Genomic DNA, 14,554 nt, shown 5'->3' with positions numbered 1-14,554 from the left:
CTATGTCATTGTCTTCCAAATTTGTATCATTGTTTTTCTACAGAAGAGAACGAGGGGAAGAGGAGAGAATCGAGCATGAAAGTAGGTGTCGCACGTGGATGAGGATCCCATATATAGCTTGTGTTGCGTGTAAAGGAGGCGAATGGGGTTGCCAGCAGCCGTAGCAGCGGTTGTTGCAGTGATCTCTGGTCTCGGCCCCTGGCATCTCTTAGCAGCAGCTATAGCTGCTGCTGTGTGCATGAGGTGTTTTCTTCCCAGGATGCCTCGCATGTGGGATAATGTTGTGTGAGCAGCCAGTGTGAGAAAGGGAACGATATCGGAGAGATTTAAGTGTGCGTGTGCGTTGGAGGGTGCCAGTGCTCCCTCATTTTGTGTCCCCAAGCCTTCTTTGTAAATGCCCTACGGACGGATTGAGCAGGTTTTGCCCACAATATTGAACACTGGTCAATGCATTCGCGGGAAAAACCGTTCCTCATGTGACTTCTTTCATCGAAACTTTGTACATTGGAAAAAGAAAAGCGCGGATCCACGCTTTTCTAATCCGAGACAGTGGGGCGATCACGCACGACCATCATTGTCGCCTGCATCAGAGCGACCGTCTGCTGAGTGCTATCCGCGCGTTGGGCTACTACCTCGCCCGTACAAACCATGATGGTGCGCCCCGGCTTTACTACCTGGCCTCGTGCTATGAAACGCTCGCCTGCCGCTGGATTGAGGAGGTTGACCTTGAATTCGATGGTCAGGACGCCCACGCCTGGTGGCATCAGACTCAGCGCGGCATAGCCACAGGCAGAATCGGCAATGGCAGTGATAATCCCTGCATGCACAAAGCCATGCTGTTGTGTCAGTTCTTCTCGAAAGGGAAGGACAATTTCCGTTACCCCAGGCCGCACCTCGGTCATCTGGGCTCCTAGCAGTGCCATAGCTTGTTGACGACCAAAACTGGTTTGCACGCGCACCACATAGTCTGGGTCTGGTGGGATCATTGCTTTCTCCTTACACGCTGTTGGTGTTGACTTCTTGTGAGAGATCGTTCTCGTTAAACAAGTTCTTTGTGTCCTGGCGCAGCACAAGCAACTCTGCGGCAGACGTGGGCCGGAACGGCCTGTACGGATGTGTCCCCGTCCTGATAGGTCTTTTCTAAGGCCATTGTCACCTGCGTTATTTTGAACAGATCAATGCCTTCGATTGCTGGTACGACCATGAGCCTCTCATCGATCTGATGGCGCGCTTTCTTCTGCATACCAAAAGTTCGTCAATCTTTCAATGGGAACGCAATTTACACATTTGGGGAAAGTATACCCGATGGGAAGTGGTTTTCCCAGGAAATTTTGTGCCAGTGGTAGCGTCTTTCTCTCGCATGATGCCAGAAGGGTGTATGAGGCCCTGTGCATCGAGAAGAAAGAAATCAAGAAGGGCCGCCCATATTAGAACTACATCGAAACCCGCTTCAATGTGCAGAGAAGAATGGCTGACACTATAGGGCTTTAGCCCGCTGCAAGCCGCTGGGATTCATCCCAAGCGGTGAGGCTATTGCGGTTTTACCTCTTGCTTCATGGTTTAATAAGATGCATGATTAGATCATGAAACAGTCATTTGAGTATCAACGAGATGAGCATCATGTTCATCTCATTGTCTATCATCTCATCTCTGAAAAGACAACAAGCTGAATTGCTTGGGAAAAGAGCAATCAGGCAAAAACAAGCCAGTTCTGGGGTTGACGAGACTCCAAGTAATTCCCTCATAAGTAAGTTCACACCTGATTTTCTCGAGTAGTGCTGAAACATCTTTTCGACAGCGGCTACAGAGAGAGCCCTCCCAAACCGTTGCCTTCCCTTCACGATTCTTGGCATCTTTTTTGAGCACAACCCAGAGATGATCAGTCTGAGGGCTGGCCTCTACCCAGACTTCAGTGATGTAGATATCAAGCAGGCCCATTACCGTGGGAGGAAGATGAACAAAGCGTTCTCTGCTGTATCGGACTTGGCACGAGTTTGGTTCTCATTGCCAGGGCGAAAACGAACGTAGACCTCCTCCTGTCCAAAATCAAGATCTTTTATATGCAAACATAAAAGCTCGCCGATTCGGAAACCTCCTTCCTTGAGCATCAGGCAAAGTAACTGATCATGGAATCCTGAGGCCATCAGCTAGGACTTGCTTGACCGTATTGTGATAAGGGCGACGATCAAACTGGACGAAACAAATGTCAACAATCTCGCGGAGACTGAAGTCAGGATATTCGGCCTTCAAATCAACAATAAGCAGACACATGGGAATAGGGAGAGATCGATGATGATCTTCCCGCTGCTGCTTCGTCGGACGAAAGAGGCTTGTTATACCTTCTATGCAGAAAGCATCAGCAGTCCTTCGCAATGTGTTTTCTGTTCACCCAGTCTCCTGTGTTCGTTCAGCAGGTGGAATACCAAAGAGCGAGAGCGGTCTGATGTTCTCATAGAACCGTTGCTCCGGATGACGGCCCCATTGCTAGATCTGTTCCCAGTTGTCGGTTCGTTTGCGTCGCTCTCGTTTCGCTCATACCATGATATCCTCCTCCCCCTGGCTGCGCTTTCTGATGTACAGTAAGATGGGCTTTGCCCTCCTGCGCCAGCGCGTGCTTCACCGCATTTAGAGAACGCGCCTGACAGGAACCTGTATCTCTCGATGTTGGCCCATGCGTTCCAGTTGCAATGTATGCATCTGACCAGGCACACCGCGCAATGCATCCACTGCGCTCGCTAGCGAGAGACCGTAGATCTCCTGTTGATCGACATACAGAAGGATGTCACCCACCTGGATCTGCTCAGAGACCTCTTGAGCGTTGCCACCTGTTGCTACCTCCAGGACACGATAGGAACCATCTCTCTGAGGCAACAGCGTGAGTCCAATCAGGTCCATGTCGTGGGCAGTGGGTGTGGCGTATTGCTCCAGGTATGTTGTTTGTCCGGCATAGTCGATTTCAACGCGAAAACATCTGAGCACATTGCCACCGAGCGCGCCAACGATTGGACTTGTCATCCATGGAGACAGACGCTCCTCAAACACACCAGGATCTCGTGAGACGACACTGACATCGGCAAGTTGGTATGGTCCCCATGTGCATGTTGCCAGGCGTACCATGCATTGCTTGGTATCTGCTTGCTCGTCCCCCATGTTAGCAGTGCCGATCGCTCCATCTGCGCGTGACCAATCGGGATGCGCCGTTGTGAACGTCTCCAACAAGGGACGTGAGATCATGGTATGTGAGGCACCAGTATCGAGCAGCATCCCGTATGTTTGCCCATCGATCTGTACCTCAAGGCGAGGAAAACCCGATTCCGGGTGAATGGGCGTACCCAGAGGAGCGCCCTGAGGTGGTAGGGTGCCAGGTGTTGCCAGTGTGAATTGGTGGTGAGGAAAATCAAAAATGACATGATACTGTGCGAGAAGGCTACCGCATATCAGCCCATCGGCAAAGATTCCAGGCGTCATGTGCACAGGCTGGTCGAGGACAACAAGAGCCTGGGTATGCTCAAGACGTATCGGCATACCAGCGAGGCGAAGCGCTGGTGGCGAACAAGGGGCAAAACGGCCCTCATCGCTTTCAATCACCTCCTCCCACGACATTCCAAGTTTCCGTGCCAAGGCTTCGGAGATGAGAAAAGCGCCGCCCCCTGTATCGATCCAGAAGCGAGCTGTATGGGTACTGCCATCCACCCCCTTCAATGTAAAGTCCACAAAGGGGCGATTGTGCTCGATACGCAGCGGTACGGTGACATGTTGAGAATGCCCGTTAGTAGCTTGTGGCATAGGAGATCTCCCAATGAAATGCGCTATCAGGCATGAAATCTGGCTTCTCTCACAAATAGATCATTCCCTTTGCAGTAGTATAGATGAGACTCCCAGAGGGTGTCTATATGGAGGAGATGAAAGGGGAAGGAAAAACTGCAGATGAGAGCATTGGCCAAATATTGATCAGCTTATTACTAAACCTATGCCAGATCCTTATCGGAGGGCAAATGCTTCCGTTGGAGGGCCAGATTTGCTATTTGTAAGGGTATTGACCAAGTGATTCGATTCGCTTGCTATGCCTCTCCAAAATATTGTGGGAAGAATCAAGCCTGTGGGCATGGGAGCAACACAGAAAGCGCTTGTTGATGGCCAGTTTCATCTTTGCCTTTCTTCTCTCCTTGCTTGAGGTTTCCTCCAAGGTGCTTCGACATGACCTGCTGCAACAGGAATGCCATGGCATGGTAGAGCAGCACCTGTTGGCATAGGTGCCGCTCTACCGCTTGAAGGGGGCGCTCAGCTTCCTCTGGCTGATCTTTCCTCTCCATTCCTCCTTCTGTCAATTCGGGATGATGGGTGTTTTTCTGTCAAAACGAACGTCCCTCCTGCTTCAATGCTTTGCTCACACTGATTGCCCTGTTCTGTTGCGCGTTGGATGGAGCGATCAAGTATGTGCCAAAGAAAAATGAAGATTGCCACATTACTTGGCAACGATTTTGCTTGCCTCAGACACGCAAGCAGTGCTAAAGCATCTGGCAAACATCCAGCTCTTCTGTTTTCGCCCTCAGAGGAGCAATGAGTTGTTGCCTTTTTATCCTCCAGGCATTCTATGCGGCGGAGATATCAGCAAATATGGCAAATTTTGCATGTTTCACAATAATTGAGTATCCTTGCTCCAAGGAAGATAAACATTGCAACCAAGGAAAAACATGATAAAAATACACATTATCGGAGGGTCTAGTAGTGGAAAGACAACCTTGGCAGAGTCTCTCTCTTCCAGGTTTGCTGTTCCTCATTATGAGCTAGATAAGATAAGCCAGAAAAATGGGACGCAGATGGCAGAGTCTCTCAATGATGCCTTTTCTATTGCTGAGCAACCTGGATGGGTCACAGAAGGAAGTTATATTATCTGGACAGACCCGTTGCTCTATCAGGCTGATTATATCGTGTTGCTTGAGATCCCCTGGCCTGTGGCTGCATCTCGCATGATTCGTCGTCATATCTCAAAAAGCCTCCGTGGCATCAATCCTTATCCCGGTGTCAATGGCATAAAATTGCTTGTGAAACTCTTAAAAGATAATCACAACCACTATTTAAATAAGGTCCCTTCTCACTCGCCTAAAGCAGCCTTCATGCGCAGGTATTTTGAAGAGTATGGAGAGAGGAGAGAACCACCAGATGCAGAAATTTTACTCAGATGTCTGGAAAGAGATGGAATTTCAGTTCCTCCTACAGCAGCCTTTGTGCGTAGGTATCTAAAAAAATATCAAGAGAAAGTCTTTTTTATCAGAAACAAAGCTGATCAAGAGCGTTTGCTTGGACGTATCAAGCAACACCTCTGTTCCTCATCTGACACCTAAACTCTCCTTAGCAATTATTAGGAGCTGAACGGAACGACAACATCAGCGCTAACAAGGTCAGTTTCTTCCTCATTACGAATTGGAGAGCAACTACTTCAACATATCCGATAGGGAAACGTGCGAGCGTATTACCCTTGGCAAATGTCCTGCGTAGGTGTTACTGCTAACGTATGAAGCATGCGAAGAAGAGGAGAGAAAGCATGTAGGATGTAGTGGGTGCACTATTGTGGGAATATAGGTAGGTGTAGTGGAAACCTCATCACAACCTAGTGTTTGCCCACCAGTCTATATCATCAGATTAAGTTTTAAAAGAACATAATTACGCGCCTACATATTACATATGCCATTACCGTTCCATGGTCGCATGCCATATTATTTACACGCGATCATGTACAACATGCGAGAACGTAATATGTAGGCGCGTAATTTATGAGCGCAACCTGTGACTCGTTCTCTACATGTTCCCACTCTTCCGTAATATGTAGGCACGATATTTATGAGCGCCACAATATCGTTTTAGGATTGCCAGGTCTTGCGTAAGACGCGGAGCCAGTTCTCGTGGGTGAGCTTGCGCAGGGCTGCGTCATCATAGCCGTGATTGTGTAGGGCCGAGATGAGCCTGGGGAGACCTGTAACGTCACCGATATCTTGTGACGGGGTGATTCCGCCATCGAAGTCCGAGCCAAAGCCGACATGATCAATGCCCATACGCTCAACAAGATAGTCGATGTGGTGTACCATGATATCAAGGGGCGTTGTGGGATTGTTGTGCCCATCCTCACGCAAAAAGGACAGCGCGAAGTTTAGTCCGACCATCCCTTCGGAGGCTTTGATGGCGTCGAGTTGCTTATTTGTGAGGTTGCGCGGCGAGGGGCAGATGGCGAAGACATTTGAGTGTGTCGTGACCAGGGGCGCATCGGAGAGACGAGCCACATCCCAGAAGCCCTTCTCATTGAGATGAGAGAGGTCAAGCATAATACGTAGCTGGTTGCAGGCACGTACCAGTTCCCGTCCGGCATCCGTGAGCCCTGGACCTGTGTCGGGAGAGTGGGGGAACGTGAAGGGAACACCTTGAGCGAAAATATTCGGGCGACTCCATACGAGGCCCAGAGAACGAAGTCCCGCCTGATAGAAGACTTCAAGTGCATCGAGGTTGGGATCAATAGCTTCAGCACCTTCAAAGTGGAGCACGGTTGCCAGAACATCGTTCTGTAGGCACCAGGCCAATTGTTCACCTGTGCGAACAACTTTTATCTGCCCCTCTGCCTCTTTTTCCAGGCGAAAGAGGTAGGCCATGACAGACAAGGTGAACTGGTGAGCCTGCTGAGGGTCAAGGGCCGGGAATGAACGCTCTCCGGTTGGAGATGTTCCGGGCTTTTGACCCTGCTGGCTAGTCGAGCGGGGGAAAATAGCAAAGAAGCCGCCCGCGAATCCACCCTTGCGGGCGCGAGGCAGATCAATGTGTCCCTGGGAATTCTCCTGTAAGAAGCTGCGTTCCGGTGAGCGAAAGAGGTAGGTAAGGGTGTCATTATGTCCATCAAAAACAGGGAACAGGTGCGCTGAGTTCATAGATCTTATCCTTTCTTGCAGATCAAAAAGCAACTTGCCTCTAGCATACCAGTAATCCCTGACATTATGTTGTCAGGGATTTTAGCTGATCTCGTGCCCTACAATGCCCTGGTAGGTGTGCGCGTCTTCGCGCCAGCGAGAGCGCACAGAGGGTCCCAGCTGCACGAGATGGAAGATGACTTTGTGAGACTGGCGCGGGAGATCGGTAAGAGAGACGCCCTGCAGGAGGAGGGAGACGACCTCGGCAGGGAGAGCCTGGGCCAGGGTCTCAGGGATGGGCTGCTCCCGTTCACGCAGGCTCGCCAGGGCTTTGAGAAAGGCATGGAGTTCGGGCGTGACGCGTCGTTTGGGGAAAAAGAAGACCTCAAACCAGCCCGCAGCGTTGCTCAGGCGCAGACCGACTAACATGAGGTTTGACACATATTGACAGGGGGGTGCTCTTGATGCATGTGCTCTGAGAACAAGGCGACCGACCGTTTTTCTTCTAGTACTAGTATGCGGTGCGAAATGGCTCTCCAGGCCGCTTGCGGCTGTAATAGCTGTGGTAAAATAGGAGGAAAAACAAGCATAAGGATGGATCCCATGCTCATCGATAGTTACCCCGTCGAGGATGTGTTTGCTCGTGTCCCAGAAGTAGCGGCCCAGACCGACCCCATCCTCAAAACTCTGGACACGCTGCTGGAAGATGACCAGTTGTATCAGGCCGTACACACCGACTTGGGGAAGCGCTACCAACACACCCTGGTGCATGGACGGCACTCCATGCCAGTGGAAGTCATTCTGCGTCTGCTCCTGATCAAACACCTTTATGGCTGTAGTTACGAAGAGACCACAAAGCGCGTGGCCGATGGCCTGGTGCTCCGGTGGTTCTGCCGCGTGTATTTCCAGACCGTGCCCACGAAAGCCACTCTGATTCGGTGGACCCATACCCTGCGTCCAGAAACGCTGCATGCGTTGAACGATCGTGTGGTGCAACTGGCGGTCCATGCCAAGGTGACTCAAGGGCGCAAGCTGCGACTGGACGCCACCTGTGTGCAAACCCAGATCCACCACCCCACCGATGGCGGACTGTTGGTCGACAGTGTGCGGGTGCTCTCCCGCGTGGCGCAGAGGGCCAAAGGCTTGCTCAAAGAGCGGGTGAACAATGTGCAGCAGCTCTGCCGTTCCCGGCTGCGGACTGCGCGGCGAACCGCCCAAACCTTCCACCGTGGACTGCGACGCAAAGGCGAAGACAAGGAAGCTGAGCAGAAGAAGCTGTACGAGAAGCTGGTGGAGACGACCGAGCAGATGGTCAAACAGGTGCGCCAGGTGGTAAGCGTGCTGGGCAAGGAGACCCAGGAACCAGCGACCCGCCTGCTGCAGCAAGTGGAACAGGTATTGCCGCAGGTTGTGCGGGTGATCGCGCAAACCCGTAAGCGCGTCCTGGAGAACAAGAAGGTACCATCCAGCGAGAAAGTGCTCAGCCTGTTTGAGCCACACACACGAGCCATTCCACGGCACAAAGGCGGCGCGCTTGTGGAGTTTGGGCGACTCGTGACGCTCGATGAAGTTGAGGGAGGGCTGGTAACGCGCTATCAGCTCCTGGAGCACCCGCAAGAGCATGGGCAGGCGATTGATGCGGTCGCTCACCATTGGGAGGTGTTTGCTCAGCCTCCTCGCTTGGTAACAGCAGATCGCGGGGTTCACTCCGCTGACACTGAAGAGAAGCTCAAGACCGCAGGAGTTAAACAGGTGGCGATCCCGGCAGTTGGGAAGGCATCGGAGGAACGCCGAGCTCTGGAACGCACTCCACGCTTCCGTCGCGGGTATCGGTGGCGAGCCGGGATCGAAGGGCGCATTGCCAGCCTGCGGCGGGATTATGGCTGGCGCAAGAGCCGCTATCATGGCAGAGATGGGATGGAGCGATGGCTGGGCCTGGGGGTGATCGCCAGCAATCTGCGCCGCATCGCCCTCCTGAAGACGGCGTGACCCTGGAGACAGGCCAGGATCCTTGGTGCGAAATGAAAAGCGCATCAACAATTAGCCTTCAAGCGGCCTGGAGAGTCATTTCGCACCGCATACTAGTACTAGAGATGCATCGCTGAAGCTGAGGGCTTTTGGGCAATGATGACGATGTATTGCCACAACCCTTTGCGTAACGCCTGGTTCATGCAGACTCCCGCTTCGAAATTGTGGACACGTTCCTTGCGAAACAGACGGAAGAGGGAGAGGATGCGAGTCAGTACAATTGCCAGTGAAGCGGCAGGCAGGACAGGGAGGCCGGTTTTGCCGAGCCGACTGATCGAAAGGCGCGTCCACTCCGTGAGATTTCTGACCTGGATGGCTCCAAAGCCTTCTTCACGCATCATGGAGGTATACTCATCTGGCGTCAGCAGATTTGGCATTACCCAGCCTGTGAGCCAGGGCGTGAGCGATGCTTGTTGCTCAGACGAAAGCGGTGGATCTTCTCGAAGCATATATTCAGAGATGAGGAGGCGACCACCAGGTCGCAGGAGACGGAATGCTTCACGGAGAAAGTCACGCTTGTGTTCTGCATGGACCAGGCTTTCCAATGTCCAGATCACATCGAAGGTGGCGTCAGCAAACGTTGTGTGTGCGAAATCCATGCATTCAAACTGGGTGCGATGCTCCAGTTGGCGCCTTTGGGCTGCGGCCTGAGCCTCCTGAACTTGTTCCTGCACAAGTGTAATGCCTGTGACCTGGCACCCGACGTTGCCAGCCAACCAGAGAGAGCTGCCACCATAACCACACCCTGCGTCCAGTACCCGATCTTCCGGTGTAATGTGTGCGTATCCGGCCAGAATGTTATTCATATGGAGCAGGGCTTCTTCATGCGTCGAGATTCCCTTTGTATCATCATAGTAGCCAAAGTGCATGGCGAGATCCTCAGGACCGGTCCAGAACTGTTTATAGTCTCTTGCTGCAATCGTGTAGTAGTGAACCACTTTCTCAATTTGGGTTTCTTTTGCCATACCAAATCCTTTCGCTTGCATCCTCTTTAGAGTGTGTCTGAACTAAACGAAGTCGTGCTAGACTGAAAGAAAGGAGCCAACAAGAGCCAAAGAAAGGAGCAGAACAGATGAGTGATTACCAGAAACGGAAAGCCTATCCCTCCGATCTGACGGATGAGCAGTGGGAGCGCTTAGAATCATTGCTCCCGCCTCCAGCGCAGTGGAGTCCGAGAGAATGAGTCGAGCGTCGCGAGATCATCAATGGCATTCTCTCTGTCCTGCGAACCGGGTGTTCGTGGAGGCAAATGCCTCACGATTTGCCCAATGGGAAAACCGTGTACCATTATTTCCGCCGCTGGCAACGTGATGGAACCTGGGAGCGAGCGATGACGAGCTTGCGCCGAGAGGTGCGTGCCCACATGGGGCGCGACCCCGAACCCAGCGCGGCCATCATTGATAGTCAATCGATCAAAACCAGCCCTGTGCGAGGCAGCGAACGGGGTTTTGATGCTGGGAAAAAAAATTCACGGGCGCAAGCGGACGTCCTGGTTGATACCCAGGGACTGCTTCTGGCAGTCAAGGTCCATACGGCTCGCTTGATGGATCGCCTAGGAGCCCCACTGCTCTTGCAAGACCTGGGAGGCTGCTTCCCTCGCCTGTGTCATCTGTTCGCTGATAGCGGCTACACGGATTCTCTCATCGAATGGATCAAAACCACATTGGGTTGGGACACTGAAATCGTCCCCAAGGCCGATCCATTGATCCTCATCAATGGCGAACTCGTTCGCTCACCTGCAAAGGGGTTTCTCGTCCAACTCCATCGTTGGAAAATCGAACGAACCTTCGGGTGGTTCATTCGTTTCCGGCGTCTGGCTCGCGATTATGAGAGCTTGCCCCAATGCAGTGAAGCCTTCATCCAGATCGCTTCTATCCAGCTCTTTCTTCGGCGGTTAACGCCTTTCCAATCCTTTTCTTTCTAGTTCAGACACACTCTTAGTTAGTGTTTGATTCTCAATACGAGAAAAAAGAGGGCTTGAGCAGGTGCAACATGCGAGCGCTCATTGCGATTTTGATCAAAGCCTCGCTGCTGCAGGGAAGTCCCTCGTGATCGCGACAGAGCCGACGCCAGAGGATAATCCAGGAGAAGGTACGCTCGACAACCCACCTTCTGGGCTGGGGATGAAAGCCTTTGGGGAAGAGCTTGTCCCAGTCGACCTCCTCATCCTCGTAGACCAGCAGTCCCCTCTTGGGAACGGTGAGTGCTTTGACGATTTGGATTTCCCACCCCAGGATTACCCTGGCCCAGGTGCGGAAGGTGCCTCCGTAGTGGCTGTCTGCCCAAATCAGCTTAAGGCGAGGAAGGAGCTTTTTTACTGACTCTAACAAGAGTCGGCCTCCTTCCTGATCGGAACTCTCAGCTCCAGTGACTTTCACTCCCAAGAGGTTGCCCTGCGTATCAACAAGTGCATGACGCTTCCTACCCCAGATTTTTTTTCCCCATATCGAAGCCCTTCTTCGGGCCGCCAACAGCGCTCGTTTTGATGGATTGACTATCGATGATCGCAGCACTGGGCTCTTTCTCTCGGCCTTGCTTGCGGCGTACACGCATCCGAAGGATGTGCAAGATCCGTTCCCAGACGCCCTCGTGTTCCCATTTGCGAAAGTAATAATAGACGGTTTCCCAGGCTGGAAACTCGTGAGGGAGCATGCGCCAGGGACAGCCACTGCGCAACACATAGAAAATGGCATTGACAATTTCGCGTCGCTCGTGGACGTAGTAGGCAGCCTCTGGCGAAAGGGCTGGCACCAGTGGTTCCAATATGGCCCACTGCTCATCGCTGAGATCGGAGGGGTAGGCCGGCCGATCAAGCGTCATCGGCATGCGCTGTTGGCTTCTTTTCATCTCTTTTGCTCCTTTTTTGAAAACACCTCTTTCTCTTTCTTATCGGCTAGATGGCGAGAATCAAACACTAACTTAGGAGTATATGAGGGATGGTCATCTTCGACCAGGACAGGAAGCGGCCACTTTCCGGTCAGATTACGTTAAAGAGTTTTCTCTGCTGTTTTTACGTATTCTATATGCCTTATGAGATGTAGAGGGAGAAGAGAGTCGGAGAGGCATGTGTGTTCCGACGTTGCGAGTCCCAGGGTATGAGGAGTTGAACCGCTTGTTGTTGCGCGCGGTGTGGTCGCGAGAATGAGCGAACGGTGAGGGGGAAGGAGAAGAGCATGGGAGGGTTGTGGGAGGAGGAGCGGAGAAGGTTGCGGCCGAGGCCCTCGCGAGGGTATGACTGTGGGGAGGTGATGGAGGCGAGAGGGATCGCGTGCGATCACGCGGATGGGCTCTGCACTGTCAAAAACATTGTCGAGGACCTGGTGACCGATCAGGCCGGTGGGAGTTGCGACGACAATCATGAAAACCACCTCCAGGTCGGATTGAGAGAAGGTGCGTGGACCTTGACGAGTACCCTGTAGGCTTGCGGACAGGAGACTGAAAGCGCCTTTTTCACAACGCTAGCCGGTCTTCCAGCGGCTCTTCCCATTGCTTTCATACGACTCATCCTTTCTTTGCCGGCCTCCAATTGCTTGCCAGAGTGACAAGGATAGAAGCACAACAGTGTTGCTTAGATAGCAGTTTCGTGTATACTACACTGTAGGAATAGTAAGATAGGTCATCCGCTGAAAGCAATCAACAAACAGGCGGGATCGTTGTGTAGACACACCAGCAGGAAAGTGTTGCTTTCTTTCAGAAGGGAAATAAGAGAGTATTTCAAGGAATATGACCACACTCGTCAATGCAAACGATCCACGGGTTAAACGGACCCGTCAGTTGTTGTTACAAGCGTTCATCGCATTGCTTGAAGAAAAACACAATATCCACTCGATCTCCGTGCAAGAAATCGCGGAACGTGCCACCGTCAATCGAGCCACGTTTTATGCCCACTTTGAAGACAAATATGCGCTTGTGGAGGGCTGGCTACGCGAGAAGTTTCAAAGGGCTCTCGCGCGCCAACTTCCTGCCTCCTCCACCCTGCAAAAGGAGACCTTACATCGATTGATAGTGACCGTGTTCGACTTTTGGGCGCTTGTGCGTCGGTATCACAAGCCATCCGATCGGCAGTTTGAGCCGCTCTACGAGATAGCACTTCAACGAGAACTTTATGAGTTCCTCTTGAGATGGCTCAAGCAGGTTCCATCAGAGGTTCCTGAGCGCGTAGAGGCAAGAGAAGTCACAGCACAGGCCATCAGTTGGGCGATTATCGGCCCCGCAGCGCAGTGGAGCTGGGGAGACCAAACCATCACGAAAGAGGAGATGGCACATCACGTTTTGGCAGTTGTGATTGCTGGCTTGTCACCTGTCGTCACGGTTACTTGACCGATGCTCCAGGATGAGGGGCGCTTTGGGCGCATCAGTATTCCTAAACGAGGTTCCTCCAGGATACACGCGAAAATAGCAACTATTCAGAAGGCTCTGGCAAAAGCGGAAGAACAGGATTCCCAGCCAAGGTTTGTTCCAGTGTAGCAAGCAGCTTCACCTCTAGCTTACGCAACATTGAAAGATAACCGCGAGTGCCGCCAAACCTGGCAATGCCCTCTTGGGTACGAAGGCCTCCAGAGGCTTTTGCGGGATCTTCATCATACGAAGATCCCGTCCGGCTTGAACGTTGTCAAAAGGGACGCAAAGTCGTGGAGAAATCGGAGAGCCATCCAACAAGAGTGGCGACCAGAGCGCGACGGCTCATTGCGGGTGCTCTTGTGGTGTGTATCGGCTATTGCCGAGCGTGTTCGCTACGTGAGCACTGTCAAGCATCAGCGACCACTATATCCGCTTGGCAGAATCCTCCCCATCAGTGCAGTCTCCACTAATTCGATCGGTTTCCCGTGCAGAATGAGCAGGTCGTGGTGTCGAGGAAGCACAACCTGAACAGTTCTCATCTGCTTCACAGAAGCGCAGCTTCGAAGGGATCAGTGTACAACATCTGAGGGCGCACTTGCTCGGCGAAGAGAATATGGGGCCTGCGTTCAGAGAGCGGGTCATTCTCTTGCTTGGCAAAGAGAGCTCAGTTTGAGGCACTGAAGTAAGAAAGGTATGGAAATGATGCCACACGTTTTGAACGCACGAGAACTGATTCCAAAGGCAGGTCACGCGCCGTTGCGTGACCTGCCTTTGGGAGCCTTCCACTCGAAGATGCACGTGTTCACGGACTCTTCTTCAATGCGAGCACGTGTGAAGATCTGGTGGCAACTGCCAGAGATGTTTTGTTGCATCTTGAGTCTATGCAGATAACGATCTCAACCGCATTGTAGCTATTTCCCATCGTTTTTTTGATCGTATCTCTGTCGATCACGCCAAGCCATGTCTAGCCAACTGAGGCTTTGTCGTATCGTATATGGTCCCAGTTTTTGAGGCTTCTCTCCTTGGGCAAGAGGTGCAGAATGCCGTCTTGAAAGATCGAGAAGAATGCAGGTAAGAAGTACCCAGCCTACAATAACAGCTAATCGATACGGGAGAGAGGAAAGAAATGCAAAGAGAAACATAGTAATGAGAAGTGTGACGAGGCTCACTAGTATAACAAGATTCCGGCTCATGGTGTATCCTTTCTTCTCCTGTGTGAGTGAAGGAAGAGATCTCATTAGCATGTGGTGACTTCATATAATTATAAGACGGATATTTGTCCTGAGTCTAAA

Annotated in this window: 14 protein-coding genes; 6 read left to right on the top strand and 8 right to left on the bottom strand. The window is 52.0% G+C overall.

All coding sequences use genetic code 11. From position 1 onward, the window contains the following. Positions 1 to 536: 536 nt before the first annotated feature. The 4 genes from K3T82_RS46290 to K3T82_RS46275 all read right to left on the bottom strand — a co-directional run bounded on the left by K3T82_RS46290 (position 537) and on the right by K3T82_RS46275 (position 4,313). On the bottom strand, positions 537 to 986 hold the full coding sequence (locus K3T82_RS46290; RefSeq protein WP_220200219.1) for a PaaI family thioesterase: 450 nt from the start codon (positions 984 to 986) through the stop codon (positions 537 to 539). A 53-nt stretch (positions 987 to 1,039) separates the two neighbouring features. Further along, complete coding sequence (locus tag K3T82_RS46285; RefSeq protein WP_220200218.1) at positions 1,040 to 1,243, bottom strand: hypothetical protein; 204 nt, start codon at positions 1,241 to 1,243, stop codon at positions 1,040 to 1,042. A 1,382-nt stretch (positions 1,244 to 2,625) separates the two neighbouring features. Continuing rightward, positions 2,626 to 3,786 (bottom strand): aspartyl protease family protein, encoded by a 1,161-nt coding sequence (locus K3T82_RS46280; protein ID WP_220200217.1) that lies wholly within the window; start codon positions 3,784 to 3,786, stop codon positions 2,626 to 2,628. 305 nt (positions 3,787 to 4,091) lie between these two features. Then, positions 4,092 to 4,313: a hypothetical protein gene (locus K3T82_RS46275; RefSeq protein ID WP_220200216.1), complete on the bottom strand. Its 222-nt coding sequence runs from the start codon at positions 4,311 to 4,313 to the stop codon at positions 4,092 to 4,094. A 381-nt stretch (positions 4,314 to 4,694) separates the two neighbouring features. Between K3T82_RS46275 and K3T82_RS46270 the strand changes: the two genes are divergently transcribed. Then, positions 4,695 to 5,345, top strand: a complete 651-nt coding sequence (locus K3T82_RS46270; protein WP_220200215.1) for a P-loop NTPase family protein — start codon at positions 4,695 to 4,697, stop codon at positions 5,343 to 5,345. Between the two features lie 516 nt (positions 5,346 to 5,861). Here K3T82_RS46270 and K3T82_RS46265 read toward each other — a convergent pair. Together K3T82_RS46265 and K3T82_RS46260 are read right to left on the bottom strand one after the other, a co-directional pair. Further along, entirely contained in the window at positions 5,862 to 6,914 is a 1,053-nt protein-coding gene (locus K3T82_RS46265; RefSeq protein WP_220200214.1) for a dipeptidase, read from the bottom strand. 81 nt (positions 6,915 to 6,995) lie between these two features. Then, positions 6,996 to 7,322 (bottom strand): hypothetical protein, encoded by a 327-nt coding sequence (locus K3T82_RS46260; protein ID WP_220200213.1) that lies wholly within the window; start codon positions 7,320 to 7,322, stop codon positions 6,996 to 6,998. A gap of 174 nt (positions 7,323 to 7,496) precedes the next feature. On the opposite strand from K3T82_RS46260, the gene K3T82_RS46255 reads away from it, so the two are divergent. Next, complete coding sequence (locus K3T82_RS46255; RefSeq protein WP_220200212.1) at positions 7,497 to 8,882, top strand: ISNCY family transposase; 1,386 nt, start codon at positions 7,497 to 7,499, stop codon at positions 8,880 to 8,882. 98 nt (positions 8,883 to 8,980) lie between these two features. On the opposite strand, the gene K3T82_RS46250 is transcribed toward K3T82_RS46255, so the two are convergent. Next, complete coding sequence (locus K3T82_RS46250) at positions 8,981 to 9,886, bottom strand: class I SAM-dependent methyltransferase (RefSeq protein ID WP_220200211.1); 906 nt, start codon at positions 9,884 to 9,886, stop codon at positions 8,981 to 8,983. 107 nt (positions 9,887 to 9,993) lie between these two features. On the opposite strand from K3T82_RS46250, the gene K3T82_RS50805 reads away from it, so the two are divergent. Both K3T82_RS50805 and K3T82_RS46245 read left to right on the top strand, forming a co-directional pair. After that, positions 9,994 to 10,104 (top strand): transposase, encoded by a 111-nt coding sequence (locus K3T82_RS50805; protein WP_420799428.1) that lies wholly within the window; start codon positions 9,994 to 9,996, stop codon positions 10,102 to 10,104. A 15-nt stretch (positions 10,105 to 10,119) separates the two neighbouring features. Beyond that, on the top strand, positions 10,120 to 10,845 hold the full coding sequence (locus K3T82_RS46245) for an IS5 family transposase (protein ID WP_420799431.1): 726 nt from the start codon (positions 10,120 to 10,122) through the stop codon (positions 10,843 to 10,845). 31 nt (positions 10,846 to 10,876) lie between these two features. On the opposite strand, the gene K3T82_RS46240 is transcribed toward K3T82_RS46245, so the two are convergent. Beyond that, positions 10,877 to 11,747, bottom strand: a protein-coding gene (locus K3T82_RS46240; protein WP_236031958.1) for an IS5 family transposase whose coding sequence is annotated in 2 segments (ribosomal slippage) — positions 10,877 to 11,362 and positions 11,364 to 11,747 — 870 coding nt in all. Because the reading frame shifts where the segments join, the coding sequence is not laid out codon by codon here. A gap of 347 nt (positions 11,748 to 12,094) precedes the next feature. Here K3T82_RS46240 and K3T82_RS46235 point away from each other — a divergent pair. Both K3T82_RS46235 and K3T82_RS46230 read left to right on the top strand, forming a co-directional pair. Then, on the top strand, positions 12,095 to 12,340 hold the full coding sequence (locus K3T82_RS46235; protein WP_220200210.1) for a hypothetical protein: 246 nt from the start codon (positions 12,095 to 12,097) through the stop codon (positions 12,338 to 12,340). A 304-nt stretch (positions 12,341 to 12,644) separates the two neighbouring features. After that, positions 12,645 to 13,241, top strand: coding sequence for a TetR/AcrR family transcriptional regulator (locus K3T82_RS46230; RefSeq protein WP_220200209.1), 597 nt, complete (start codon positions 12,645 to 12,647; stop codon positions 13,239 to 13,241). Positions 13,242 to 14,554 lie beyond the last annotated feature (1,313 nt).

The sequence above is a fragment of the Ktedonospora formicarum genome (assembly GCF_016587355.1).
GTDB classification, from domain to species: Bacteria; Chloroflexota; Ktedonobacteria; order Ktedonobacterales; family Ktedonobacteraceae; genus Ktedonobacter; species Ktedonobacter formicarum.
Note: the sequence above shows the minus strand (reverse complement) of the source record. Positions and strands in the feature narration are given on the sequence as shown.